This window comes from Sphingomonas sp. PvP055 (assembly GCF_040546365.1).
GTDB lineage: Bacteria > Pseudomonadota > Alphaproteobacteria > Sphingomonadales > Sphingomonadaceae > Sphingomonas > Sphingomonas echinoides_A.
In genome coordinates this window covers 2,558,686-2,585,011 of sequence record NZ_JBEPNS010000001.1, presented here as the reverse complement: position 1 = coordinate 2,585,011, position 26,326 = coordinate 2,558,686, and the positions used below count along the sequence as shown (strand labels likewise).

Sequence of the window (26,326 nt, the reverse complement as noted above, 5' to 3'; positions counted from 1 at the left end):
CGCAGCTCAGACGTTCAGCCGCGCTTTCGCCGCTCGATACTGCCGCTCGAACCGATCGACCATGTCGGCAACCGACTCGACCCGGTCGATTACGCCGATGCCCTGACCCGAACCCCAAATGTCCTTCCATGCCTTGGGCTTCGATCCGTTGCCGGTGCCGAAATCCATCGTCTTCAGGTCCCCCTCGGGCAGATTGTCCGGGTCCATTCCGGCGCGTTCGATCGAACCGCGCAGGTAGTTGCCGTGTACGCCGGTGAACAGGTTGGAATAGATGATGTCGGACGCTTTGCCGTCGACTATCCCCTGTTTGTATGCCGCATCGGCATTGGCCTCGATGCTGGCGATGAACGGCGACCCGATATAGCCGAAGTCCGCGCCCATCGCTTGCGCGGCAAGCACCGCATCCCCCGTTGCGATCGACCCGGACAGCGCGAGCGGTCCATCGAACCACTGGCGGATCTCCTGAATGATCGCGAACGGCGAAAGCCGTCCCGCGTGCCCGCCAGCGCCAGCCGCCACCGCAATCAGGCCGTCCGCCCCTTTCTCGATCGCCTTGTGCGCAAACCGGTCGTCGATCACGTCATGCAGCGTGATCCCGCCCCAGCCGTGTACCGCGGTATTCAGGTCCTCGCGTGCGCCGAGCGAGGTGATCACGATCGGAACTTGCCATTTGGCGCAGGTCGCGAGGTCCGCTTCAAGCCGCTCGTTCGAGCGGTGCACGATCTGGTTGACCGCGAAGGGAGCAGCCGGGCGATCCGGGTGCGCGCGATTGTGCGCGGCCAGTTCCTCGGTGATCTGGTGAAGCCATTCGTCGAGTATCGCCTGCGGACGCGCGTTGAGCGCCGGGAAGGATCCGACGATCCCCGCCTTGCACTGCGCGATGACCAGTTCCGGTCCCGAGATGATGAACAGCGGCGAGCCGATGATGGGAAGCCGCAAGCGATCGAACAGCGGAGGAATGCTCATATGCGTTTCATAGCGCAACCGAAACGCCTGTCCAGCGAGCCTATAGTTGCAGCGGTAACTGAAACGCGTAAGGACCGTGAAAATCCTGCGATTCCGGAGTTCTGTGCGTGAAGATGTCCCTTGCCGCCGTTTTGCTGTCTGCCGTCGCGACTCCGGCGTTTGCCGTCGGGCAATTGCCGACCGGCGTTACCCCGTTGACCTATGACATCACGGTCCGTCCAAATGCCAAGGCGATGACCTTCGCTGGCGAAGAAACCGTGGCGATCGACGTAACCAAGCCGACGTCGACGATCGTCCTCAACGCCGCCGACCTGAAGATCTCGCGCGCGACGCTCGACGGCAAGACGGTGTCGTTCCGGCTCGACGAAGCCAAGCAGCAGCTCATCCTGACCCCCGGATCGACGGTAGCGGCGGGCAAACATGCACTCGCCTTTGCGTGGACCGGCACGATCAATACGTCCGCGGCCGGCCTGTTCGCGATCGATTATACCAACACTGACGGGTCCGCCTCGCGCATGCTCGTGACGCAGTTCGAAGCCCCCGACGCGCGCCGCTTCGCACCGCTGTGGGACGAACCCGCCTTCAAGGCGCGCTTCACGATCAGCACCGTTGCCCCCGCCGGGCAGACCGCTTTCTCGAACATGCCCGCCAGCAGCGTGACCAAGCAGAACGACGGCAGCACCCTGTATCGCTTCGCCGAAACGCCAAAGATGTCGAGCTACCTGATGTTCCTCGGCATGGGCGACGTCGAACGCAAGACGGTGATGGCGGGCAAGACCGAAATCGGCGTGATCACGCGGCGCGGCGTGGTCGATCAGGGGGACTATGCGCTGGCGCAGGGCAAGCGGCTACTGGCCTATTACAACGACTATTTCGGCCAGCCCTATCCGCTCCCCAAGCTCGACATGATCGCGGGGCCGGGGTCGAGCCAGTTCTTCGGCGCAATGGAGAATTGGGGCGCGATTTTCTACTTCGAGCCGGAACTGCTCTACGACGCGAAGCGCGCAACCCAGAGCGGCAAGCAGCGCATCTTCACCGTGGTCTCGCACGAAATGGCGCACCAGTGGTTCGGCGATATGGTGACGATGAGTTGGTGGGATGACCTGTGGCTCAACGAGGGCTTCGCCTCGTGGATGGAAAACAAGTCGAGCGTGGATCTTAACCCCGAATGGTATGCCGCCGCCACCGCGGTAGCGCAGGACCGCGAGGGGGCATTGCAGGTCGACTCGACCAGCGGCACGCACCCGATCATCCGCCACGTCGAAACGGTCGATCAGATTGGTCAGGCGTTTGACGGCATCACCTACATGAAGGGTCAGGCGGTCATCGGCATGCTCGAATCGACGCTAGGAGCGGATACGTTCCGCGCGGGCATCCGAAGCTACATGGCGAAGTACAAATACGGCAACACCGCCACGGATCAACTCTGGCAGGAATTGTCCGCCGCCGCCGGAACGCCGGTTGCGCCAATCGCGCATGATTTCACGCTGCAGCCCGGCGTGCCGCTGGTGACGATGGCGGGGTCGCGCTGTGTCGCCGGAAAGACCCAGGTCACCCTGTCGCAGAGCCGCTTCGCCTATGACGATTCCGCCAAGAAGGCCCAGACATGGCGCGTCCCGATGACGCTTGGCGTCCTTGGACAACCGGACAGTCGGGCGATCGTGCGGGGGCCAACGAACCAGGTCGTCACCGCACCGGGATGCGGCACGGTCGTGCTCAACCGCGAAAAAGCGAGTTACGCCCGGGTCCAGTATAGCGCGCCCGCGCACGCCGCAATCGTGCGCGATTTTGCCAAGCTCAAGCTGACTGACCAACTCGGTACGCTGGGCGACGATTTTGCTCTGGCCAAGAGCGGCAGTCAACAGCTCGACCGCTATTTCGCGGACGTCGGCGCGATCGGGATCGAAGCGAACCCATTGCTGTGGCAGACCGTTGCAAGTCAGCTGTCGGACCTCGATGGCCGGGTGGCGAAGGGGCCAACGCGCGACGCAGTCAGCGCCAAGATCGTGCGCACGTTGCAACCCGTTATGGCGCGTGTGGGTTTCGATGCTGGAAGCGACGAAGGCGCGTTGACCGCCACGCTGCGCGAGACGCTGATCTCCGTGCTGGGCAATCATGGCGACCCCGCTGTTGTGGCGAAATCACGCGCGTTGTTTGCAGCATTGCAGCAGAACCCCGATGCGATCCCCGCGGCGATCCGAGCGCCGATTCTCGGAGTCTTCGCACACAATGCAACATCGGCGGATTGGAACGCCTTGCTTGCACTGACCGTCGCCGAAAAGAATCCCGTGACCAAGAACAGCTACGTCCGCCTGCTCGGCGCAGCGAACGACGATGCACTGGCGCAGCGGGCGCTCGACTTGCTCGCAACGGACCGCTTTACGGCGCCACAGAAGGCCAGCTTGTTACGCACGGTCGCAAACGAGCATCCCGACATGGCGTTTGATTATGCTGTCGCGCACATCGCGCTGGTCAATACCCTGGTGGAGACAAGCACGCGTGCTGGCTTCGTCGCGGGACTTGGGGCAGGGTCGGACGATCCGGCAATGCCGGCCAAGATCAACGCCTTCGCTTCCGCCAATCTGCCCGCCGAGGCACGCGGGGCCGCGACACGCATCGTCTCGACGATGGCAGCGCGCCGTCAGGTCGATGCGCGGATCCGTGACGACGTTGCGGCATGGGGGCGGACTGCTTCCTGATCATCTGGGACCGGCCCCGCCGCTGACGTTCGGCGCGGGGCCGACCGGTTTCGATCAAGGAAGTCGAGGCGGCGTAAGGCGGCCGTTCCGTTTTCCGACCCGTTTGCTAGAATCAACCCTCTACATCGGTCGCCCACATTCGTTGGTCGACCGCTAAGAGCAGACGTAGCCAAGAACAGAATACCCCTCAAGGTGAGTATGGTCCTGCCTGCTGAGGCATGGTAATCGAATAGGTAACATAGAAAATAGCGATAGGCCGGGCCGGCACTATGCAGGATAAAATGGTGTATTTGTCCGGTGGAGGCTGCGCCGGAAATCACGGTATGCTTCCTTATAGCCTTTTCATTATGCCGCCTTCTGGAAAGAAGCGCTATCTGTATTCGCTGGACTTCGCGCGCGGCGCAGGCGCAATTGCAATTCTGTTCTGGCACTATCAGCACTTCTTCTATCATGGAGCCGATCATCGGCGATCCGTTCCGATCGAACAGCAGCCGCTCTATTCCGTCTTCGGCTTGCTCTACCGCCACGGGGATTGGGCGGTTCAGTTCTTCTGGCTGATTTCCGGCTTCGTTTTCGCGGCCACATACGCGGGTCAGCGCGTTCCGGCGGCGGCGGCGTTCGTTCGGGTGCGGGCGTCGCGCTTGTATCCGTTACACTTTCTCACGCTGATCGTCGTTGCTGTCCTCCAATACGGCAGCGTCGCCATGCTCGGGCACTCGCAGATTTACGGTAACAACGACGCGTATCATTTTGGCCTCAACCTGTTCTTTGCCGCCTCCTGGGGGTTCGAACGCGGGAGCTCGTTTAACGGACCAGTCTGGTCAGTGTCGGTCGAAGTTCTGGTCTATGCCGTTTTCTGGCTGTGCATGGGACGCATTTTCAAGCGGGGCGTCGTCTTTCCGCTGGGCGTTGCGGCGTCGGCGCTTTTCCTAAGGTTCATTGCCCCGCCCGGCGACCTGAAACAGATCAGCACGTGCTTGGCGTATTTCTTCATCGGAACCGCGGTGTATGTTGCTTATCGCGCGGTGGAAGCGAAACCGATCGTTCTCCTTGTCGCGGCGGTTCCGCTGGGCGTTCTGGGGATCGTTGCGAGCCAAATGTCCGGAACGGTAGGCACTGCGGGATCGGTCCTGTTCTTGAGCGGCATCCTCGTCGCGGTCTGCGCGGTGGAGGCGTCGACGCAGGGGAGGCATCTGGAACGACTGCGCTGGATCGGCGACAACAGTTACGGAACGTATCTCTGGCACGTGCCGATCCAGATAGCGACGTTGGTGCTGCTCGACCGGTTCCGGATCGACCACGACATTGCTCGCAGTCCGCTGTTCTTGGCGGGGTTCATCGCGCTTGTGATGATCGTCGCCAGAATCTCGTACCTCTGGTTCGAGCGGCCACTTCGCAACTGGCTTCGTACTTCGTCCTGAGCACGGACGAAGCCGCTCTCCGTTGCAGGGTCAGGCGCGGTCGCGCTCCGCCATATTGCTCCATGCGGAACGCATGGCGCGGTGTAACATCCGGCCCCGCGCCATCGACGCTCTGCGCAGCCGCCCGCTGGCAGCGACGAAGTCGAGTCCGGGCTGCGACGCCTGATCCAGTCCCTCGACCTGCATCAGCCAGAGCTGGCGGAACGCTCCATCCTTCTGGCGCAACAGTTGCTGCGGTGGTCCATCCTCGATCACGCGGCCACGCTCGACGACGATCACACGGTCGAACCCGACGATCGTGGACAGGCGGTGCGCGACGGCAATCACGGTACGGTTGCGAACGAGGGCGTCCAATCCGTTCTGCACTTCCAGTTCGCTTTCCGAGTCGAGCGCGCTGGTTGCCTCGTCGAGCAGGACGATGCGGGCGTTCTTCAGGAAGGCGCGCGCGATCCCGATGCGCTGGCGTTGGCCCCCGGAGAGGTTCGAGCCGCGCTCCCCTACGACGCTGTCATATCCGTGGGGCAGGCGTCGGATGAAATCGTCGCATCCGGCCGCCTCGGCTGCTCCGTAGACGTCCTCGTCGCTGGCGTCGGGTCGCGCAATCCTGATGTTGTCGATCACTGAGCGGTGGAATAGCAACACTTCCTGCGGCACCACTGCGATCGCATCGCGCAGCGATTCTTGCGTCACGTGGTCGATCCGATGCCCGTCGATCATAATATGGCCGATCTGCGGGTCGTGGAACCGCTGGATCAACTGCAGCAGCGAAGACTTGCCGCCCCCCGACGCCCCGACGATGCCGACCTTCTGGCCGGCGGGAACGGTCAGCGACAGGTCGTGGATGATCGGATCGCTGGCATCGTAGCCGAAGGTGACGTTGGCGAGTTCGACATGGCCTTCACCGACGCGCAGACGCGGGGCGTTGGGCACGTCGCTCAGCGTTTGCGGAACACCGATGATATCGAGCGTTTCGCGCAGATAGCTGAATTGCTGGCTGGTATCGATCACCGCCATCGCAAGATCGCGCGAACCGTGCAGGATCCGGAAGGTCATCGTGCTGATGATGACGACATCGCCGGTCGAGATCGCGCCGGTCGACCAGCGTCCGATCGCCCAGATCAGGGTCCCGCCGACCAGCACCGCCAGCGCGAGGTCGTGCAGGCCGCGCATCTGCTCGACGAAAAACCAGCCGCGCCGCTGTGCGCTTGCTTCCTCGTCGAGGAACCCTTCGAGCCGACTGAGTTCGCGGTCGCGCGCGGCGAAGGCCTTTACTACCCAGATGTTTCCGATGAGATCGATCAGCTCGCCCCCCGCGGTCCCGGCATGCTGTGCGAAGGCGGTGTGATGGACGTGTCCCCGCAGGCCGAGGAGGATCAGCACGGCGGTGACGCCAAGAAAAACGGCGCCCAGAATCGCCGCCATTGCGGCGTCAATCGTCACGAAAATCAACATGGCGCCGGCAAAAGTGATGAGAGGTGGCGTCACTTCGCGCAGCAATCGATGCACAATTGCACCAAAAATCCCGGCCAGCCCGGAGATGCGGTGCCCAAGCGATCCCGCCCGCTGGTTCTGGAAGAAGGGCATTTGGTGCCCGGTCAGGTAGTTGACCATGTCGAGGCGAATGCCGACACCGGAACTAACGGTCGCTTGCCCGAGGGTCAGCGCAGACGCTCGTTGCAGGACGCTCTCCAGAACCACCAGGCCAAGGAATCCGGCGAGCGCACCATACACCGCACCGCGGGCGCGAACCCCGCCGGTCATGGCGTCGATCAGCATCTTCATCGCATATTGCACGCCGATCGAACTGATCGATGCGGCGGCGACCAGAAGCCCCAGCACCATGAAAATACCCGGACGGGCGGCGACATAATGTGCGAGGAACCGTGTCGGGCTCTGCAGGAAGGGCAAGGAAGCGGCTCTGTCCATAATCCGCATTTGCTGCAACGCAGCACCCATGGATGCAACCCGAAGTTTCAGGATCAATCCGTATCCGGGGCAGTTGGTGCGTCAGACCGCATGAAATGAGCAGGTGGCCCATGCGGGCAACCCGGGCTGCGTCGCGATTTTCTGATGCAATTGTGAGGATGCGTCAGTCAATCCGCTTCAGACCCGTCGCATAGCGCTCCGCGTTCGACACGTAATGTCGAGCGGATACCAGCAACATGGCCTTCGCCGCCGCATCGAGTTCCCGAACCGCTCGGGCCGGACTGCCGACGATCAGGCTACCCGGCGGAAAGATCTTGCCCTCCGTGACAAGCGCGCCGGCGCCGACCAGCGAATCTTCCCCGATCACGGCATGATTGAGGATAGTCGCTCCCATGCCGACAAGCACACGATCGCCGATCGTGCAGCCATGCAGGATCGCGTGGTGGCCAATCGTGCAATCTTCGCCGATCGAGAGGGGCGCGCCAGGATCGGAATGCCCCATCGCGCCCTCTTGCACGTTGCTGCGCGCGCCGATTGTGATCTGGGTGTTATCGGCGCGGATTACGCTTCCGAACCAGACGCTTGCGTCTTCGCCGAGAACCACGTCACCGATCAGTTCGGCACTTGGTGCGACCCAAGTGTTGCTTTCCAGGGTGGGGGCTTTTCCGTCGATTTCGTACAGCGGCATGGGCCTAATCCTTAGTGGTGGATCCTCTTGTTGCCATACCGGCATGGAAAGTCAGCAAGGCTTTGGGTAACGTCCCCGAATGATGTCGCAATTTCCCGTAGTTTCGTGACGTCGCCGTTGCACATTTACGTCGATGCCGACGCCTGTCCGGTGAAGGACGAAATCTACAAGGTCGCGCTGCGGCGGTCGGTGCCGGTGACCATTGTCAGTAACAGTTTGATTCGTATCCCGATTCATCCGCTCCTCGGGCGGATTGTCGTTGGGGCTGGGTTCGATGCGGCCGATGACTGGATCGCCGAGCGCGCCGGCAGCGGGTCTGTTGTCGTGACCGGCGACATCCTCCTGGCCGACCGTTGCCTCAAAGCCCGCGCTATGGTGCTGGCACCGAACGGAAAACCGTTCACCACGGCGTCGATCGGGAACGCCATCGCGGTGCGCGCGATCATGGCGGATTTGCGGGCGGGGGGCGATGCGATCGGAGGGCCGGCACCCTTTGCGAAGACCGATCGGTCGCGCTTTTTGTCAGCGTTAGACGACGTTCTGGTGCGGCTTTCGCGCCGTTAGACACACGTTTGAGAACGAAAAAGGTTCCTTCCTGTCCGGAATGTGTGCGGTTTACGCCGGGCCACGTCGTCATTGCAGCAGGGAGACCTGCCTTGCCGATCGCGACGCTTAACCTGAATCACTTGTACACCATTTCGAACGATTCGTCGAGTTCCGAGACCGAGACGCACTGGACCGTCGTCATACCGTTCTTTAACGAACATGCGTTCATCGCGAGCACGTTGGAGAGCCTCGCCACGCAGGACGTGCCGTTCGTGCTGATCCTGATCGACAACGGCTCGACCGATGGGAGCGGCTCCGCGGCGGCGGCGGCCTGCCGGCGATTGGGACTTCGCTACACGCTGCTCGTCGAGCGGCAGCCGGGCAAGGTCAACGCGCTTACGACCGGGATCGCGCAGGTCGGAACCCGCTACGTCGCGACGTGCGACGCCGACACGGCGTACCCGAGCGATTATCTGCGGCAGGCGGGACGCTTGCTGGATGGTGGTGCCGTGGCGGCGGGGGCGTGCTTTGTCAGCCCCGGCGCCGACCCGCAGGAACAGGCGCGGGCCGGGCGCCGGATCGAACGCGCGGCCACCGTCTTTCCGCGCCAGTGCCATACCGGTGGTGCGGGGCAGGTCTTCCGCACCGCCGCCTTGCGGCGCGCCGGGCAGTTCGACTCGCGACGGTGGGGCTATGTGCTCGAGGATCACGAGATCATGCACCGGATCGCGCATTTGGGGGCGATTGCCTATAGCGGCGCGTTCCGGTGCACCCCGTCGCCGCGCGACCGTGACCGGGAATCGATCCGCTGGACGCTCAGCGAACGTCTCGCTTATCATCTGACTCCGGGGATCGCGCGCGACTGGTTCTTCTACTCGTTCCTGGCGCGGCGACTCGCGGGCCGCCGGCTGACCAGCGATCGTATTCGCGAACGGGCGTTCCAGACGCAGGACGGCGCGCCGCAGCAATCCGCCCACACCATCCTGCAAGAGGGGCGTCTGGCTGCCTGAACGTGCTTCGGTCGTGGCATACAAGCTTGCGAAGCGCGAAGATCACGGCTCTAGAATGGCAATAATGTCATGTGATTCTTCCAAACTGTGACCGAAACCGGGTTGAAGGCGGTGTTCCTGCAGGAGCGACCGATGCTGCTGCGCTTGCTGGCAGCGCGGTTGGGCACGATGGAGGATGCCGAGGACGCGTTGCAGGACATCTGGCTCAAGCTCGATTCGCTCGATGGGAGCGAGCCGATCGGACGTCCCGTCTCGTATCTCTGTCGGATGGCATCGAACCTTGCGACCGACAGGCGCATTGCCGCGGCGCGGTCCGGCTCGCGGGAAACATCATGGCATGACGTCCAACCGGCGGCTGATGAACATCCGGATGCGGAACGCACGCTGATCGGGCGAGAGCGGTTGCGCGAGATCGAAGCGGAAATCGCGACGATGCCGGAGCGCATGAGGGTGGCGCTGCGCCTGTACCGAATTGAGGAACACCCCCAGAAGGAAATCGCCGCACGGCTCGGAATGACGGTGAGCGGTGTCGAAAAACTGCTCCGCCGGGCGGTCAAGCAGATTTGCGATGGCCGTCGCGATGCAACGTCCGATGATAATCCGCCTTCGGAAAAGGAAACCAAGGCGGAATTGAGGCCGCTGAGTCGTCTGCAAGACGAAGGGAGTGGCCGTGAGTAGTGATGGCGCCGACAAGACCGATCAGGCGATCGACTGGCATTTGCGTCAGAACGACATGGACGACGCCGCGTGGCGGCGCTTCGTGGACTGGCTCGACGCGGATCCGGCAAACGCAGCGGCATATGATGCGGTCGCGCTCGATCTCGGCCTGATCGCCGATCATCCCGAACTGTTCCCAGTCGACGCCGCCGAAAGTGTGCCGCCCGCCGAGCGTCGCCGTGCGCGATCCTGGCTGCGGTGGGGCGTTGGCGGAGTCACGCTTGCGCTCGCTGCAAGCCTGTCGCTGGTCGTCCTCCCATCGCTTCCGAATACGGGCGCGGAACCCTATGTCGTAGCGACCAAACCCGGTGAGAAACGCGCGATCGCACTGGCCGATGGAACGCGGATTGACCTCAACGGCGCCACCCGGATCGAGCTTGATCGATCGAACCCGCGGATCGCGACGCTGGCGGCGGGGGAGGCGACCTTCCACGTCCGCCATGACGAAGACACGCCGTTCCTGCTGCGCTCGGGCCGCTTGAGCGTTCAGGACGTGGGTACCGTCTTCAACGCCGAACGCGAGGGCTACCGGCTCGATGTCCAGGTCGCCGAGGGTGCGGTGATGTTCCAGCCGCGAAAGGACAAGGTCCTGCTGCAAGCGGGCGCCGCCGTGACCGCGCGGGACGATACGGGGCATGTTGCGGTCTCGCGCGTCGATCCGTCCCGCGTTGGGGGCTGGCGGACCGGAGACGTCGTGTTCACCGGCGAACCGTTGTCGCGGGTGGTCAGCGTCCTGCGCCGTCTCGATGGCGTTGAAGTGGCGATCGAGCCGGTCTTGTCGCAGCGCCCCTTTACCGGCATGGTTCATCTGACGGGGGTAGCAGCGCAAGACGTGCCGCACATTGCCGCATTGATTGAGGCTGATTCGAATCACGATGGCAAGCGGTGGGTCATCTCACCCCGGTAGATTTCGGCTGTTTCGAGCATTCGCTCTTTACGGCATCGCCATGGGTATGGCCGCGCCCGCTGGAGCGCAGACCGTCCAGATCAAGCTGGCCTCAGGATCGCTTCAACAGGCATTGACCGAACTGGCCCGGCAGACCGGGGCCGATATCGTCAGTACCGAAACCGGTTTGTGGTCGTATGCTTCACCCGGAGTCTCGGGGAACATGACGGCGCGTGCAGCGCTTGAGCGATTGTTGCGGGGGACGGGGTTTCACGCAGTCCCGATCGGTCGTCATGGGTTTCGGATCGTACGAAACCCCGTTTCCGCGCCCAAACCGATCGCGCCGATACGACATCAGCCTGCAAAACATCCTCCCGTGGCGAAAGCGGAGCCTGGACCGTCGTCCAGCGGCAAGGACATCATCGTAACGGCGACAAAGCAGCAGTCCCCCTTCCTGCGCTTTCCCGGCAGCGCGATCCTGATCGAGGGTTTTGCGCCGGAGAAACGGGGGCTGCGACCGATCGACATGGACGATCTCACCCGCGCGACGCCGGTGCTGCAGAACACCGAGCTTGGCGCCGGCCGAAACAAGATCTTCATTCGAGGGATTGCCGACAGCAGCTTCAACGGCGCTACCCAGTCCACCGCCAGCCAATATTTCGACGAGGTCCCGCTCGGTTTTGCGGGGCCGGAACCCGCGCTGAACCTGTACGACATGCGCAGTGTGCAGGTGCTCGAGGGACCACAAGGCACGCTGTACGGGTCGGGGGCGATCGGGGGGATCATTCGCCTGACGCCCAACCCGGTCGATCTCGACAAACCTTCTGCGGCGCTGACGGCTGGGGTTACGACGACGGACGACGGTGCCCCCGGCTTCGATCTGGCGGGAATGGTCAACATGCCGCTCGTAGAAGGCCGTGGCGGCGTGCGCGTAGTCGGATATCGCCAACGGGCAGGGGGCTATATCGACGATCCAAGTCGGAATCTCTTCTCGATCAACCGGACCGATACGGTCGGTGGGCGTGTGACGGCACTTGCAGATGCTGGCGATGGCTGGACGGTGGAGTTCGGCGGGCTGTTCCAGGCGATCAACGCGGCAGATGCGCAATATGCCGAAGCCGGGGCGGGGGCACTCCAGCGCAAATCGCGCTTTGCGCAGCCGTATTCCAGCAGGATCAAGCTCGTGCGCAACGTTCTCCGCAAGCATTGGGACAACGGCCTCAATCTTGTGTCTGCGACGGGATATGTCGATGCGCAGACGGACGATACGTTCGATGCGACGCGCGCGCTCGGGAGTGTCGGGCCAGTGCTGTACCGCAATGTTCAGACCGACAAACTGTTCGTCCAGGAAACGCGGCTGACGCGCGCGCCGACGACGCGGATCGGCTGGTTGCTGGGCGTGTCCTATCTGAACGACCGCGACGTTCAGTCCCGCTCGCTCGGTCCACCAGGGCAGACCGCAACGATCATCGGGGTCACCAACCGCACGCAAAGCTATTCCGGTTTCGGTGAGGCGACGTGGCCGATCAGTCCTTCTTTCTCCTTGACGGCGGGAACGCGTTTGACCGCCGGGCGTACCGATGGCGAACCCACCGTCAACCCGCGGAACAAGGGGTTCATCCGCGGGCGGGGGACGTTCCGAGTCGATCCTACGCTTGCACTGTCGTGGCTGGTGGCACCGCATACCGCGGTGTTCGCGAAGGTGCAGTCCGGGTATCGGACCGGGGGGCTCGCGGTGGCGAACGGAGTCGGTCGGGTGACCGACTATCGTTCCGATTCCATCGTCGTCGGCGAAGCGGGGATAAGGCGACAACGCAGCGGAGAGACCGGCCTCGAGCTATCGAGTGCGGTTTCCTATGCGCGCTGGCGCTCGATCCAGGCCGACCTCTACAGCCGGCGTGGGCAACCCTACACCGCCAATATCGGCGATGCCGACATTCTGGCGATCGAGGCGCAGGGGGACTGGGCACCGGTGCGGGCGCTGCACGCCCACTTTTCCCTGCTGTACACCTATAATCTGGTCGACGGGGCGTTGGCGCAACTGGCGCGGAGCCGGAACCGCCGGTTGCCCGAGACGCCGCCGTTCGCGGGTAATACCGGGCTATCCTATCAGTGGGCCGGTCATGGCACGCAGCGGTTCGACGTCGGGGTGGACGCGCGATACGTCGGGCGTTCCGTGCTCGGCACGGGCGACTTTCTCGAGCTGAGTCAGGGGCAGTATGCGACGGTCGGCGCGCATCTCGGCTGGCGCTGGCGCAACGTCGACATGACGCTGACCGGCGACAACCTCACGAACGTCCGCGGGAACCGGTTCGCCTTGGGCAATCCGCTCATCCTCGCCACCCGCTCGCAGACGACCCCGTTGCGACCGCGTAACCTGCGGATTGGCGCATCGATCGTGTGGTGACAGCGCTCTGGGGAGGGGCCTCAAGGGGCGGATTTGGGGTCTGCGGCTTTCAGGACGGGTGCGGCCACGGTCGGGCGCGTGGCCGCAGCGGATTTTTCCTTGGGCGCCGCGTCTTTCCGACGGACGCCCGTCAACCCGTCCGATAGCATCGGGACATGCGGCGGCAGTGCCGCTGCAGGGCTGGCCTCCTCGTCGGCCTTCAACGACTCGCTGACGATCTGCGCCGTCGTGAGGAAGGTTTGCGCCTTCATGCACTGGTTGGCCGCCGGGCGACGGAATTCGCGGCAATTCCACAAGGCCTTGTCATAGCCGCGCGAGCGATCGCGCAGGTAGCTGAAGGCCATGGACGCGATCTGGGACGGCTGGAGCGGCAGCGTTGCCGGGGTCTTGGTCGGATCGATCCAGCCCATGACCTTGCAATAAGCGCGGTCCCCGCAGGTACGGGTCGCATATTGCGCGAACCCGTCGGGCGACATCGTGTCGGGATCCAGCGTCACGAGGAAGCTTCCCGATGCGCCACTGACGGCGGGCGGGAGCGGCGTTTCCGCGGCGGTCTGATCGTACAGCGGCCCGGCGGCGCCCAGGAACGGCCCACTCCCGTCGGCCGCGCCGCGATGCGCCTCCGAATAGGGCGCGAGCGCCGCGATGACGGGCTCGTCGCTCGATACGTGCCGGTTGAATGCCGGTGCGGTGCCCCACCATCCGGTCCAGCGGAAGAACAGGTGCGTATCGACCGCGGCGATCTTGTCGAGGCTGGCTTGCCAGTATGGGACGACCCAGTTGGTGTGGTAATGCGTCGCGTAGCCGACCTTGCCGAACACCGTTCCGTTCAACGCCGCCGCCGCCACGGTCCGCGCCCGGTTCCATTGCGTCTCGCTCCAGCGGTTGCGGATCAGCGCGCCGTCGCAGGCGAAGGTGAACTGGCAGCCGGTGCTGCGCTCCGAACCCTGGAAGACGACGCCGCAGATCGTCTTGGGGAACGCCGGGTGGCGGACCCGGTTGACGACCACCTGTGCGACCGCGCGCTGCCCGACGGTATCGTCGCCGGCTTCATAGAGGACCGCCGCCGCCATGCAGTCGGTCGCGCGCGCGCGTGCGGCCAGGTCGCCTGAGAGCCGGAACGGACGGGCTGCCGGGTTCGGGCCGTCGACGAAGGGAATGTCGGCATTGTAGGAGCGCGCATCCTGCGGATCGAGATCCTGGAACGCGACCGGTTCCACCGGCGGCAGCTCGGCCTTCGGGACGACGCGTTGCGGCACCGGGCGGATATGGTGGCGCCGCGGAACGGTCGGTGCGGTGCGGACGAGCAGGAGCGGAACCAGGATCGCCAAGAGAGCGATCACGATCAGGACTGCGCGCAAGGCGAGGCTTGGCGGCGGGGAAGGACGCACGAGTTTCAGCGGATCAACAGGGGGCGCAGAGACGGGTTCACGGAAGGCTCCTGACCGAGATGGTCGGCGCCCTTAGCGCATTTATGCGGCGATGCGAAATACACGTCGCGCGCGGCCCGATCGACCGGCGCGACGTGCGTCCCGAAACGGATCAGCTCTCGGGCAGGAAGTCCGGCACCGACAGATACCGCTCGCCCGTATCGTAATTGAAGCCGAGCACCCGGACGTTATCCGGCAAGTCCGGCAGTTTCTGGAGGATCGCCGCGAGCGTCGCGCCGGAACTGATCCCGACGAGCATGCCTTCCTCGGCGGCGGCGCGGCGTGCCATGTCCTTGGCCACCGCAGCGTCGACCTTGATCGCGCCGTCGATCACCTGGGTGTGGAGGTTGGCGGGAACGAATCCGGCGCCGATGCCCTGGATCGGATGCGGGCCGGGCGTACCGCCCGAGATGACCGGCGATGCATCCGGCTCAACCGCATAGACCTTGAGGTCGGGCCATTCCTTCTTGAGCGCCTCGGCCACGCCGGTGATGTGACCGCCGGTGCCGACCCCGGTGATGATCACGTCGATCGGCGAGTCGCGGAAGTCGTTGAGGATCTCGATCGCGGTGGTGCGGACGTGGACGTCGATGTTGGCGGGGTTCTCGAACTGCTGGGGCATCCATGCGCCCGGCGTCTGCTCGACGAGCTCGAGCGCACGCTCGATCGCGCCCTTCATGCCCTTTTCGCGCGGCGTGAGGTCGAAGGTCGCGCCATACGCGAGCATCAGGCGGCGGCGTTCGAGCGACATGCTCTCGGGCATGACGAGAACGAGTTTGTAGCCCTTGACCGCCGCGACCATCGCGAGGCCGACGCCGGTGTTGCCGCTGGTCGGTTCGATGATCGTCCCGCCCGGCTGGAGATGGCCGTCGCGTTCGGCCGCTTCGACCATGGCGAGCGCGATGCGGTCCTTGATCGACCCGCCGGGGTTCGAGCGCTCGGACTTGATCCACACCTCGGCGCCGGGAAAAAGCTTCTGGATCCGGATATGCGGCGTGTTGCCGATCGTATCCAGGATGGTGTTCGCCTTCATGACTGCGCAACTCCTGCGGGGGTCTTGGTTAAAGCTATGTCGGGCTGGTCGAACGTCTTGGCAAGCCTGAGTTCGGGAAACAGCCGGACCCAGAGGATCGTCACGACGATCGCGCCGATCCCGCCGAACATCACCGCGCCGACGGGGCCAAGCAGCGCGGCGAGCAGCCCACTCTCGGCTTCGCCGAGTTCGTTCGAGGCGGAAATCGTCAGCTGCGATACCGCGCTGACGCGCCCGCGCATCGCATCCGGCGTGTGCAACTGGATCAGCGACTGGCGGACATAGACCGACACCATGTCGCCACATCCGGCCACCGCGAGCGCGGCGGCGCTGAGCCACAGGTTCCGCGAAAGCCCGAAGACGAGCACCGCTGCGCCGAAGACCATCACCGCGGCCAGCATCTTGACCCCGACGTTGCTCTTCATCGGACGGACCGAGAAGACCAGCGCGGTGACGGTCGCGCCGGCGCCCATGCTCGCGGCCAGGATACCGAGTCCCTGCGGCCCGACATGGAGGATGTCGCGCGCAAAGACCGGCAACAGCGCGGTCGACCCCGCCAGCAGCACCGCGAACAGGTCGAGCGTGATCGTCGCCAGAACCAGCCGGTTGTGGCGGACGTAGGCGAACCCCTCGATAATCCGGTTAAGCGGGCGCTGGTCGGGTTGCGAGGGCGGCTGCGGGACCGGACCGATCAGGAACATCGCCACCAACGCCACGGTGAGCAGCGCGACGACGACGCCATAGGCAAAATCCGGATGCACCGCGAACATCAGCCCGCCAAGGCTGGGCCCGGCAATCGACCCGACTTGCCACGCGATCGAACTCACCGCGATCGCAGTCGGCAAGCTCGCGCGTGGGACGAGATTGGGCGCGAGTGCGGAATAGGCCGGCCCCGAGAAAGCGCGGACGATGCCGAACACGACTGCCGCGGTGAACAGCGCGGTCAGCGTGAGCGTATGCGTCGCGGTCAGCACGCCGAGCGTGGCGGCGGTCAGCAACATCACCGTGGTCGTCACCCGCACGATCCAGCGGCGGTCGACCGAATCGGCGACGAGACCGACGACCGGGGTGAGCAGGAACAGCGGCAGGAACTGCGCCGCGCCAATCATCCCGAGCAGGAACGCGGCTTCTCGAATCCCCATGGTGGCGCGCGCCAGACCGTACACCTGCCATCCGACGATCAGCGCCATGGCGGTGATCGCGACCGTCCCTGCGAGGCGTGACGCCCAATATGCGCGGAAATTGGGAATGCGGAACGGGTGGAGAGTCTCTGCCATTACCGCACGCCTTAGGCGCAGCCGCGCGGGGGCCGCAATCATCGACTTTCTTGCCCCGCTGAAACTTGCGTTCGTTCGGTCTGTCATCAGTGATTTGACGCCAGACATTGATATGCGCGGCGCAACGGGCCTATAGGCTCGCGACATTCCCCAGGATACGAGGTTGATCGTCCGTGGCCAAAGCCCCCGCCCTTCGTAAAGCTGAACCCCCGGTGCCGAACCGGGAGCGTCCCGATGAACCGAAGCCCTACGAGGCTTCGAAGGACGAGCTGATCGAGTTCTACAAGCAGATGTTGCTGATCCGCCGTTTCGAGGAAAAGGCGGGCCAGCTTTACGGTCTCGGCCTGATCGGCGGGTTCTGCCACCTGTACATCGGCCAGGAAGCCGTCGCGGTCGGCCTGCAATCCGCGCTGACCGAAAAGGACAGCGTCATCACCGGCTATCGCGACCACGGCCATATGCTGCTCTGCGGTATCCCGCCGCAGGACGTGATGGCGGAGCTCACCGGGCGCGCTGCTGGCATTTCGAAGGGCAAGGGCGGCTCGATGCACATGTTCTCCGTCGAACATAAGTTCTACGGTGGGCACGGCATCGTCGGCGCGCAGGTGTCGCTCGGCACCGGTCTCGGCTTCAGCCACAAGTACAAGGGCGACGGCGGCGTTTGCCTCGCCTATTTCGGCGACGGCGCGGCGAACCAGGGCCAGGTCTACGAGAGCTTCAACATGGCCGAGCTGTGGAAGCTTCCGGTCATCTACGTGATCGAAAACAACCAGTATGCGATGGGGACGAGCGTCAACCGCGCATCGGCCGAAGACCAGCTGTATCGTCGTGGCGAAAGCTTCCGCATCCCGGGTATCCAGGTCGACGGCATGGACGTGCTGGCGTGCCGTGGCGCCGCCGAGGAAGCGCTGGCGTGGGTTCGTGCCGGCAAGGGGCCGATCATCCTCGAGATGAAGACCTACCGCTATCGTGGCCACTCGATGTCCGACCCTGCGAAATATCGCAGCCGCGAGGAAGTCCAGGCGGTTCGCGACAAGTCCGATCCGATCGAGCACGTCAAGAAACTGCTCGAGGAAAAGGGCGTCACCGAAAGCGATCTCAAGGTCGTCGAGCAGCAGATCCGCAAGATCGTCAACGAGGCGGCCGATTTCGCTGAACAGACGCCCGAGCCCGATGCGGCCGAGCTGTATACCGACGTTCTGGTGGAAAAATACTGATGCCGATTGAGATCAAGATGCCCGCGCTTTCCCCCACCATGGAGGAAGGCACGCTCGCCAAGTGGCTGGTCAAGGAAGGCGACGTCGTGAAGTCCGGCGACATCATGGCCGAGATCGAAACCGACAAGGCGACGATGGAATTCGAAGCGGTCGACGAAGGCACGATCGGCAAGATCCTCGTCGCCGAGGGCACCGACAATGTGAAGGTCGGCACCGTCATCGCGACGCTGGACGGCGAGGGCGAAGAGCCGTCGTCGGGCGAGCGTGCGGGCGATTCCGCCAACGCGCAGCCGAAGGAAGAACAGCCCGCCGACAAGGCGCCGCCAGCCCCCGAAAGCAACGTGCCGATGGCCGCCGAGAGCGGCACGCAACAGCTCCACGCCGCTGCCGAGCAGAAGGCCAAGGTCAGCGACCCCGCGATCCCCGAGGGGACCGAGATGGTCAAGATCACGCTGCGCGAAGCGCTGCGCGACGCGATGGCCGAGGAAATGCGCGCCGACGAGCGCGTCTTCGTCATCGGCGAGGAAGTCGCGCAGTACCAGGGCGCGTACAAGGTCACGCAGGGCTTGCTCGCCGAGTTCGGCGACAAGCGCGTCATCGATACGCCGATTACCGAATACGGCTTTGCCGGCGTCGGGGCTGGCGCGGCGATGGGCGGGCTTCGCCCGATCGTCGAGTTCATGACCTTCAACTTCGCGTTGCAGGCGATCGACCACATCATCAACTCGGCCGCCAAGACCAACTACATGTCGGGTGGCCAGATGCGCTGCCCGATCGTGTTCCGTGGGCCCAACGGTGCGGCGTCGCGCGTCGGCGCGCAGCATTCGCACAACTTCGCGGCGTGGTACGCCAGTGTTCCGGGCCTGATCGTGATCGCGCCGTATGACGCGGCGGACGCCAAGGGGCTGATGAAGGCGGCGATCCGTACCGATGACCCGGTCGTCTTCCTCGAGAACGAGCTGCTGTATGGCCGCACGTTCGAGGTGCCCAAGCTCGATGACTACGTCCTGCCGATCGGCAAGGCGCGGATCATGCGCGAGGGCAAGGACGTGACGATCGTCAGCTATTCGATCGGCGTCGGGCTCGCGCTCGAAGCGGCCGAGAAGCTGGCGGGCGAGGGGATCGATGCCGAAGTGATCGATCTGCGCACGCTGCGCCCGCTCGATACCGAGACGGTGCTGGCAAGCCTCAAGAAGACCAATCGCCTGGTCATCGCCGAAGAGAATTGGGCGACCTGCTCGATCGCTTCGGAAATCCAGGCGGTCTGCATGGAGCAGGGCTTCGACGATCTCGACGCCCCGGTGCTGCGCGTCACGAACGAAGACGTGCCGATGCCGTATGCGGCGAACCTGGAAAAGCTGATGCTCGTCACCGCCGACAAGATCGTCGCTGCGGTGAAGAAGGTGACCTACCGCGGCTGAAGCCTTGGTATAGCCTTGTGAGAAAAAGAACGGCGCGGGGGGATCTTCCTACCGCGCCGTTTCTGCGTTTCAGCTGGTGTACAGATCACAAGTGGAGCGTTTGGCGGCGGGCGAAGGGTTGGACACGAGCGCGAACGTCCGCCGGTCCCGCACGATGAACGACGCGACCGAATGCAGCCGCTGGTTCCCGAGCAACCACGTTCCCGTCACGGGTACGTATTTGTAATTGACCTCGACGAACATCACGCCCGAGTCCTTGGGCGCGAACACCTTGCTGTCGGGATCGCCCATTCCGCCCTTGATGACGCTGCCGGGATGGCTCGCCGAATCGTCGGTTCCGTCGGTCTTGGTATTGGTTCCGGCGGTCGGATCATACGCCGCGCCGGTGTCGTCCGCGGTCGAGGGCGTGGTGCCCTTGATCGTCGTCCGCCCATAGCTCGAATCGTAGTCGGTGCCTTTCTGCAGCCCGAGACAGCGTTGCCAGTGGATCCGCTGAACGCCCCCCGATTCCTCCAGGCTCGAAACCGTGATGCGACCGTTGGTCGTCAGCTTGAGATCGTTGCTTTGCAGGCGAGTCGCCTGCAGCACGTCGTTGATATCGAATTCCCGCAGTTGCTGTTGCGCAAGCCCGTTATCGACTCCGACCCGAGACGCGTTGTCGGCAAGCGCGAGCGCGATCTGGCTGACCTTCATGTTCGCCAGCGCGAGGTTCGAAATCTCGATCCCGTACAGGCCAATGGCGAGGACGATCGGCAAGGACAGCGCGAACTCGAGCATCGCGACGCCGCGGCGATCCCCGCCCAGATGCTGCATCTTGGCGCGCGCCATCAGGAGCACACCGGCGCCGATGCGGTCGCCGTTCCGGTCTGCGTCTGGTAGGGCTGGTTCTTGAGGAGCGTGCTCGCGACGATCGTCTGCGTCGTCGGCCAGCCGAACAGCCCCGAGACCGGGAAGACGCGCATGTAGGTGACCCGCATCGTGTAGACGGTCACGTCGCTCGCGCCACCCTGACCGCTGTTCCCGGATCCCGGGCTCGCGTCCCATTTGCCGTTGCCGTTGATGTCGGAATAGCATTCGGTCGATTGCCGGATGCCGTCGTTATTGTCGTCGTTGAACGGTTCGGGACCCGCTTGCGCGAAACTGGTGAAGCTGGTGCGGGTCGAGCACCAGGTTCCGGCGGCCGGCGTGTCCGCACAGGATTGCGCCGTCGTGCCGATCAGTCCCGACATGACGCTCATGACGCGCTGGTCGAGCGTCCCGGTCTGATCCGCGCCACCCTGGATCGTGCCGTCGCGCGCCGCCTTCTGGACCGCGCCGTTGAGGACCGAGCGGCAATAGGTCTGGTACAACAGATCGCACAGACCCATCATCAGCATGATCATCACCGGCGCGACGAAGGTGAATTCCACCAGCGTCGCGCCACGGCGGTCGCGGATCAGCGCGCGCGGCTTCACTTGGAGACCCGCAGCATCGCGACTTGCTTCGCGATCGTCTGAAAGGCGTCATCCAGCCCCTTGTTGTTGCTGGCATAATAGGCCTGACCATCGGACGCGCAGGCGGTGAGCTGCGGGGTCAACGTCTGGCCGAACCCGATCACGAACACTTTGATGTTGCGGGCCTTCGCAGCGGCGCATTCGGCCAGGAAACGCTGGTTGTGGTAGTTGGTATAGGTCGTCGCATTGGACGAATTGCCGTCCGTGACGCGCTTGTCGTAATATTCGATGCCGTACATGCCGTAGATCTGCTCGTTCGGCGCCATGTCGCCGTCCGTCATGAAAATGATGTACCGGTTGGGGGCGTTGCGACCCGGCCATGCCGAGGTATCCGCCTTGAAGATGCCGTTCGGGGAAATCATCCGCGTTCCCCAGATCATCCCGGTGTCGTGATACGTACCACCCTGCGGAACGAAGTCGGATGCGTTGACATAGTCGCTGATCTGCGTGCGCGAGAGCGTGTCGAGCCGCTGGACTGGCTTGCCGCAGGACACGAAACCCGACGAGATGTTGGCGTACATGTTCAGCGCGGTGAATGGGCCAAGCTGGTTCGTGCCCGTATAGTCCCCATATGGACTGTTGGAGTTGCTGTAGCTTGGGTACGACGCCGAATCGAGGCTTGTGAACGAAGACCGGTAATAGATCACGTCCGACCACATTGGGCGCCACTTGGTGTCAGGATCGGAATTCGGAATGAAGTCCGGGTCGAGATCCTTGGGAAGGTTCTTCTGGTCGAAGGTCAGCGCGCCTGCCGTAGTGTCCCGTTCCTCCAGGCAACCCTGCCATTTGCTCGTCGCGCTCGTGATCTTGGTGGGATCGTCGGTCGTTTGACCCATGACGAGGGGTGCGACGTCCCACACTGCGTTTTCGTAGCGCCAGTTCGGTTTCTTGGGCGTGCCGGTAACGGTGCACGTGCCCAGACCATTCGATCCGCTTTGCCCGTTATTGTACGCGAAACTCGTGGTGTAGAGGGTCGCCTGGCCGTTGGTCGTGAAGCCCGTTGCGGGGCTTCGCCCGGCGTAGCCGTTGCACGTCGCGGTGGTCACGTTGTTATACGTCGCCGTCGAGTTTGAAATCGCGGTGTTGTTCATGTCCCCGATCACGCGACGCGTATCGTAATTCCAGCTGTTCACCATATAGAGCGGATAGTTCGCGATCTTGGTGTACGTCGGGTCGGTCGGCGATACCGCCGAGACGGCGAAACCGGCGTTGACCGTCGACGTGTAGGTGACGAAGCCGTAGCGGATATGGGTCGTCGGATCGGCAGTCTTTGCGACGGTATCGTAGAAGTTCAGCACGGCGGTCCGCACGCCGGACAGCTTCGAGCCGGAGACCTCCTGCGCATAATATCCCGTGGTGCCGTCGGGGCGCGTGTAGGTTTTCGTCGCGGGACTGCAACCCGACGTCTGCGATGCCAGGCATGCCATCGATCCGGTCGTGTCGAGCACGAACATCACGTCGGTGTCGGCGACGTCGTAGCGCGCTTCGCACGTGACGTTGATGGTCACCGCGCTGGTGCCGATGATCTTGGAGACCGTCATCGGAACGGTCGCGGAGGCGGTGCCGGCGACTTGATTGTCCGACGTCTTGGTCGGCGTGAAGCTCACCTTGGTGCTGCCGAAATAGCCGGGGGCGGCCGGCGAGGTCGTGTCCTTCTTGAAGTTGTTTCCGAAGAACGCCTGCGCCTGCGCGACGGCTTCCGTGTTGAGCGTCGCGCTGTCGCTGTCGATCAGACCCTTTCGGCCAGCCAGCGCCCCTGCGTCGCACGCTTGCTGCAAGCGGGTCTTGACGACATAGAGGCGGCTCATGTCGACGGCGGACCCCACCAACCCGGTCAGCGGGATCAGAAACATCGCCATCATGGCCAGCGTGTTGCCGCGAACGTCGCGCGCGAGCGTCGACATCAGGCCACGCGCGGGCGTTTTTGTCCTGGGTGCTTGCCCCGCCATGCTGCCTTCGTCCCTTGTACCTGATCACGCGTCTTGGCCTGCGGCTATGCCGCAGGAGGGGATAATCATGGGTGAGCGAGCATGGTTAAGCCCCGGTAACCCCGCGGCATTGCAGGGGTTAACATGAGCGCGACCGACGATCCCGAACGCGCGCTGGCGCTCTCCTATGCGCCGGTGGGGATGCGCGGTGCGATGGAGGCGCTGCTGGCGCTGGATGCGACGCTTGGCGGAATCCTGCGCACGACTCGCGAACCGATGGTTGGCCAGATGCGGCTGACCTGGTGGCACGAAGCCCTGTCCGCGCTCGATACCGCGCCGCCACCCGCGCAACCGGTGTTGCAGGCGCTGTCCGCCGACGTCGTCGCGCACGGGATCAGCGGGACGGTGCTGGCCGGGATGATCGACGGCTGGGAAATGTTGCTCGAGCCCGAACTGCTCGACCGGGATATGCTCGAAAGCTATGCGAAGCACCGCGGCGGGAAGCTGTTCCTGATCGCGGGCGAGCTCCTCGGGACGGGTCCGCGGGATCCGCTCGAGCGGGCCGGGGAAGGGTGGGCGCTCGCCGATCTTGCGCGGCATTCGCGCGATCCGGTCGCGGCCTCGCGAACGCGCGATCTCGCGATGACGGTCTTGTCCGATGCGATGCAGCAACGCTGGAGCCGCAATGCCCGAAGTCTCGGTGCCATGACGTTGAGTGCGCGGTTTGATCTGGCCGGCGACGGCGTCTCGGCGCCGGTCACCTCACCCGCGCGGATCGCGCGACTGGCGTGGCATCGGCTTTCGGGGCGCTAGGCTTTTCCGGCACCGCCAAACCGGATATCTCTCGGGTCGGGGACTTGGGGGATGAACGATGTGGCGGTATATCGCAGGATGTTTGGCCACGCTTGCCTTGGTGACGGCGGGCGTGTTGCTCTACAACCGCAACGCGCGGTCGGTTGCGGCTTTGCCGCTCGCAGCGATCCAGCAAGATGCGCGCGGTGGCGAAGACGCGAGCCTGCCGGATTCTGCCCCAGTCGCGTCCGAAGAGACGCGGGCGGCGAAGCGTTTCGCGCGGTATGACCAGGACGATAACGGCGCCGTTGCGCGGGAAGAGTATCTTGCGCCCCGCCGCAAGGCGTTCGCCAAGCTGGATGCCAACCATGACGGCGCGCTGTCGTTCGACGAGTGGGCCGCGAAGACCGAGGCCAAGTTCGCCCAGGCGGACGCGGACAAGTCCGGCAGCATGACCCCCGCCGAATTCGCCACGACCGCGCCGAAGCGCAAACCTCCGCGCATCCGGCGGGACTGTCTGCCAGCAAGTGCCGCCGCCGCACCCGCCGACGACGGCTGAACGATCAGGCCACCGCGAGCCAGTCGCCGAGCGCGGTGCGGGCGCGATCGGTGTACATTTTCTTCCGGTCGGCCTTCTTGGTCCGGCCGGGGATTGGCGGGAACAGGCCGAAATTGACGTTCATCGGCTGGTAGGTATCCGCGATTGCTGCGCCGGTAATATGGTGGAGGAGCGCGCCGAGCGCAGTCGTCACGGGTGGCGGCGTCATCGCGCGTCCGCCGAGTTCGGCCACCGCGAACCGCCCCGCCATCAGCCCGACCGCAGCGCTTTCGACATAGCCTTCGCACCCGGTGATCTGCCCGGCGAAGCGGACGTTGGGGCGCGACTTCAGCCGCAACGTCGGGTCGAGCAATTCGGGCGAGCGGATGAAGGTGTTGCGGTGCAGGCCACCCAGCCGCGCGAACTCGGCATTCTCGAGTCCCGGGATCGTGCGGAACAGGCGGACTTGTTCGGAATGCTTGAGCTTGGTCTGGAAGCCGACGATGTTCCACAGCGTCCCGCTGGCATTGTCCTGCCGCAACTGCACGACCGCGTACGGCCAGCGCCCGGTGCGCGGATCATCGAGCCCGACCGGCTTCATCGGCCCGTAGCGCAGCGTATCGACCCCGCGCGAGGCGGCGACTTCGATCGGCATGCAGCCTTCGAAATAGGGCGTGTTCTGCTCCCATTCCTTGAACTCGGTCTTCTCGCCTTCGATCAGACCGGTGTGGAAGGCGATGTACTGCTCCTGGTCGAGCGCGCAGTTGATGTAGTCCTTGCCTTCGCCCTTGTTCCAGCGCGACTGGAACCAGGCGGTGTCCATGTCGATGCTGTCGAAATGGACGATCGGCGCGATCGCATCGAAGAACGCCAGCGAGTCGGCACCCGTCGCGGACCCGATGCTCGACGCGAGCCCGGCGGCGGTCAGCGGGCCGGTTGCGACGATCACGGGGGTGTCCGGCAGGGTATCGACACGCTCCCGCACGACCGTGATGTTGGGATGCCCCTCCAGCGCGGCGGTCACGCCCGCCGAGAAGCCGTCGCGATCGACCGCGAGCGCGGACCCGGCGGGGACCTTGTGGATGTCGGCCTCGCGCAGGATCAGCGACCCCAGCGTGCGCATTTCCTGGTGGATCAGGCCGACCGCATTGCTGTCGGCATCGTCCGAGCGGAAGCTGTTCGAGCAGACCAGTTCGGCCAGCCCATCCGTCTGGTGCGCGGGGGTCATTTCGCCGCCGCGGTCCGCGGGCGCACCGCGCATTTCCGAGAGACGGACCTTGAAGCCCGCCTCGGCGAGCTGCCATGCGGCCTCCGACCCGGCGAGGCCACCGCCGATGATGTGAATGTCCTGTGTCATGCGTGTCTCTTTGGCGATCATGGCACACCGGTCAACCATTCCTCCGCAGGTCGAGGTGGTTGCGACCGGGTAACCCACGATACCATATGGCTATTGGCGGCATGGTTCGTCGCTCGACCGGGAACGCTTCGCATGAAAATCTTCACGATCGGCTATGAGGCTGCGACGATGGACGGGTTCCTGTCCGCGCTCACCAGGGCGGGCGTTGCGCGCGTCATCGACGTTCGTGCGTTGCCGTTGTCGCGGCGGCCCGGGTTCTCGAAAACGTCGCTGGCGGCGTCGCTTGCGACGGTCGGGATCGACTATATTCATCTGAAGGCGCTCGGCACGCCCAAGGCGGGGCGCGATGCTGCCAAGAAGGGCGACGTGGCGACGCTCGAAGCGGTTTACGCCGATCAGCTCGAACTTCCCGAGGCGCAGGTGCAGGCGGCCCGGATGCTCGAACTGGCGGCGGAGCGCCCTAGCGCGCTTCTATGCTACGAACGCGACCCCCGGCATTGCCACCGCACGCTGTTGCTGGAGGCGGAGGCAAAGGGGGCCGAGGTCGTCGACCTGTATGTCGATTAGGCGGGTA

22 protein-coding genes are annotated in these 26,326 nt (G+C 64.2%); 12 read left to right on the top strand and 10 right to left on the bottom strand.

Annotated elements, in window-relative coordinates; genetic code table 11:
* Positions 1 to 6 precede the first annotated feature (6 nt).
* Positions 7 to 966: an NAD(P)H-dependent flavin oxidoreductase gene (locus ABIC16_RS12180; protein WP_354291309.1), complete on the bottom strand. Its 960-nt coding sequence runs from the start codon at positions 964 to 966 to the stop codon at positions 7 to 9.
* Positions 967 to 1,079: 113 nt separating this feature from the next.
* Here ABIC16_RS12180 and ABIC16_RS12175 point away from each other — a divergent pair, with 113 nt between their 5' ends.
* Both ABIC16_RS12175 and ABIC16_RS12170 read left to right on the top strand, forming a co-directional pair.
* On the top strand, positions 1,080 to 3,665 hold the full coding sequence (locus ABIC16_RS12175; protein WP_354292313.1) for a M1 family metallopeptidase: 2,586 nt from the start codon (positions 1,080 to 1,082) through the stop codon (positions 3,663 to 3,665).
* A gap of 347 nt (positions 3,666 to 4,012) precedes the next feature.
* On the top strand, positions 4,013 to 5,086 hold the full coding sequence (locus tag ABIC16_RS12170; protein WP_354291308.1) for an acyltransferase family protein: 1,074 nt from the start codon (positions 4,013 to 4,015) through the stop codon (positions 5,084 to 5,086).
* A 30-nt stretch (positions 5,087 to 5,116) separates the two neighbouring features.
* Here the strand turns inward: ABIC16_RS12170 and ABIC16_RS12165 are convergent, their stop codons facing one another.
* Together ABIC16_RS12165 and ABIC16_RS12160 are read right to left on the bottom strand one after the other, a co-directional pair.
* On the bottom strand, positions 5,117 to 7,012 hold the full coding sequence (locus tag ABIC16_RS12165) for an ABC transporter ATP-binding protein (RefSeq protein WP_354291307.1): 1,896 nt from the start codon (positions 7,010 to 7,012) through the stop codon (positions 5,117 to 5,119).
* A 163-nt stretch (positions 7,013 to 7,175) separates the two neighbouring features.
* Entirely contained in the window at positions 7,176 to 7,700 is a 525-nt protein-coding gene (locus tag ABIC16_RS12160; RefSeq protein WP_354291306.1) for a gamma carbonic anhydrase family protein, read from the bottom strand.
* A 117-nt stretch (positions 7,701 to 7,817) separates the two neighbouring features.
* On the opposite strand from ABIC16_RS12160, the gene ABIC16_RS12155 reads away from it, so the two are divergent.
* The 5 genes from ABIC16_RS12155 (at position 7,818) to ABIC16_RS12135 (ending at position 13,266) form a co-directional block, all read left to right on the top strand.
* Entirely contained in the window at positions 7,818 to 8,264 is a 447-nt protein-coding gene (locus ABIC16_RS12155; RefSeq protein ID WP_354292312.1) for a YaiI/YqxD family protein, read from the top strand.
* 122 nt (positions 8,265 to 8,386) lie between these two features.
* Positions 8,387 to 9,256 carry a glycosyltransferase family 2 protein gene (locus ABIC16_RS12150; protein WP_354291305.1) on the top strand — a complete coding sequence of 290 codons (870 nt, stop codon included), beginning with the start codon at positions 8,387 to 8,389 and terminating at the stop codon, positions 9,254 to 9,256.
* An 87-nt stretch (positions 9,257 to 9,343) separates the two neighbouring features.
* Positions 9,344 to 9,934, top strand: a complete 591-nt coding sequence (locus ABIC16_RS12145; protein ID WP_354291304.1) for an RNA polymerase sigma factor — start codon at positions 9,344 to 9,346, stop codon at positions 9,932 to 9,934.
* Positions 9,927 to 10,880, top strand: coding sequence for a FecR family protein (locus tag ABIC16_RS12140; RefSeq protein WP_354291303.1), 954 nt, complete (start codon positions 9,927 to 9,929; stop codon positions 10,878 to 10,880). Before ABIC16_RS12145 ends, ABIC16_RS12140 begins: the two co-directional genes overlap by 8 nt.
* Before the next feature lie 355 nt (positions 10,881 to 11,235).
* Positions 11,236 to 13,266, top strand: a complete 2,031-nt coding sequence (locus tag ABIC16_RS12135) for a TonB-dependent receptor (RefSeq protein ID WP_502958308.1) — start codon at positions 11,236 to 11,238, stop codon at positions 13,264 to 13,266.
* A gap of 20 nt (positions 13,267 to 13,286) precedes the next feature.
* On the opposite strand, the gene ABIC16_RS12130 is transcribed toward ABIC16_RS12135, so the two are convergent.
* The 3 genes from ABIC16_RS12130 to ABIC16_RS12120 form a co-directional block, all read right to left on the bottom strand.
* Positions 13,287 to 14,609: a cell wall hydrolase gene (locus tag ABIC16_RS12130; RefSeq protein ID WP_354291301.1), complete on the bottom strand. Its 1,323-nt coding sequence runs from the start codon at positions 14,607 to 14,609 to the stop codon at positions 13,287 to 13,289.
* Positions 14,610 to 14,808: 199 nt separating this feature from the next.
* Positions 14,809 to 15,729, bottom strand: a complete 921-nt coding sequence (gene cysK / locus ABIC16_RS12125; RefSeq protein ID WP_277968284.1) for a cysteine synthase A — start codon at positions 15,727 to 15,729, stop codon at positions 14,809 to 14,811.
* Positions 15,726 to 17,006 carry an MFS transporter gene (locus tag ABIC16_RS12120; protein WP_277968285.1) on the bottom strand — a complete coding sequence of 427 codons (1,281 nt, stop codon included), beginning with the start codon at positions 17,004 to 17,006 and terminating at the stop codon, positions 15,726 to 15,728. The genes cysK and ABIC16_RS12120 overlap by 4 nt, the downstream gene beginning before the upstream one ends.
* A 173-nt stretch (positions 17,007 to 17,179) precedes the next feature.
* Between ABIC16_RS12120 and pdhA the strand changes: the two genes are divergently transcribed.
* Complete coding sequence (gene pdhA / locus ABIC16_RS12115) at positions 17,180 to 18,223, top strand: pyruvate dehydrogenase (acetyl-transferring) E1 component subunit alpha (protein WP_277968286.1); 1,044 nt, start codon at positions 17,180 to 17,182, stop codon at positions 18,221 to 18,223.
* Positions 18,223 to 19,644 (top strand): pyruvate dehydrogenase complex E1 component subunit beta, encoded by a 1,422-nt coding sequence (locus tag ABIC16_RS12110; RefSeq protein ID WP_354291300.1) that lies wholly within the window; start codon positions 18,223 to 18,225, stop codon positions 19,642 to 19,644. Before pdhA ends, ABIC16_RS12110 begins: the two co-directional genes overlap by 1 nt.
* 69 nt (positions 19,645 to 19,713) lie before the next feature.
* Here ABIC16_RS12110 and ABIC16_RS12105 read toward each other — a convergent pair whose 3' ends face one another.
* From ABIC16_RS12105 to ABIC16_RS12095, 3 genes are read right to left on the bottom strand one after another with little or no spacing between them, the layout of a single operon-like run.
* Positions 19,714 to 20,472, bottom strand: a complete 759-nt coding sequence (locus tag ABIC16_RS12105; RefSeq protein WP_354291299.1) for a TadE/TadG family type IV pilus assembly protein — start codon at positions 20,470 to 20,472, stop codon at positions 19,714 to 19,716.
* Entirely contained in the window at positions 20,472 to 21,098 is a 627-nt protein-coding gene (locus ABIC16_RS12100) for a TadE/TadG family type IV pilus assembly protein (protein WP_354291298.1), read from the bottom strand. Before ABIC16_RS12100 ends, ABIC16_RS12105 begins: the two co-directional genes overlap by 1 nt.
* The gene (locus tag ABIC16_RS12095) at positions 21,095 to 23,041 is read right to left on the bottom strand and encodes a TadE/TadG family type IV pilus assembly protein (protein ID WP_354291297.1); all 1,947 of its coding nucleotides are present in this window, start codon (positions 23,039 to 23,041) and stop codon (positions 21,095 to 21,097) included. The genes ABIC16_RS12100 and ABIC16_RS12095 overlap by 4 nt, the downstream gene beginning before the upstream one ends.
* Positions 23,042 to 23,209: 168 nt before the next feature.
* Between ABIC16_RS12095 and ABIC16_RS12090 the strand changes: the two genes are divergently transcribed.
* Positions 23,210 to 23,878 carry a squalene/phytoene synthase family protein gene (locus tag ABIC16_RS12090; protein WP_354291296.1) on the top strand — a complete coding sequence of 223 codons (669 nt, stop codon included), beginning with the start codon at positions 23,210 to 23,212 and terminating at the stop codon, positions 23,876 to 23,878.
* 58 nt (positions 23,879 to 23,936) lie between these two features.
* Positions 23,937 to 24,416 carry an EF-hand domain-containing protein gene (locus ABIC16_RS12085; protein ID WP_354291295.1) on the top strand — a complete coding sequence of 160 codons (480 nt, stop codon included), beginning with the start codon at positions 23,937 to 23,939 and terminating at the stop codon, positions 24,414 to 24,416.
* A 4-nt stretch (positions 24,417 to 24,420) separates the two neighbouring features.
* Here ABIC16_RS12085 and trmFO read toward each other — a convergent pair whose 3' ends face one another.
* Positions 24,421 to 25,752 (bottom strand): methylenetetrahydrofolate--tRNA-(uracil(54)-C(5))-methyltransferase (FADH(2)-oxidizing) TrmFO, encoded by a 1,332-nt coding sequence (gene trmFO, locus ABIC16_RS12080; protein WP_354291294.1) that lies wholly within the window; start codon positions 25,750 to 25,752, stop codon positions 24,421 to 24,423.
* Between the two features lie 132 nt (positions 25,753 to 25,884).
* Here trmFO and ABIC16_RS12075 point away from each other — a divergent pair, with 132 nt between their 5' ends.
* Positions 25,885 to 26,319, top strand: coding sequence for a DUF488 domain-containing protein (locus ABIC16_RS12075; RefSeq protein ID WP_354291293.1), 435 nt, complete (start codon positions 25,885 to 25,887; stop codon positions 26,317 to 26,319).
* The last annotated feature ends 7 nt before the right edge of the window (positions 26,320 to 26,326 follow it).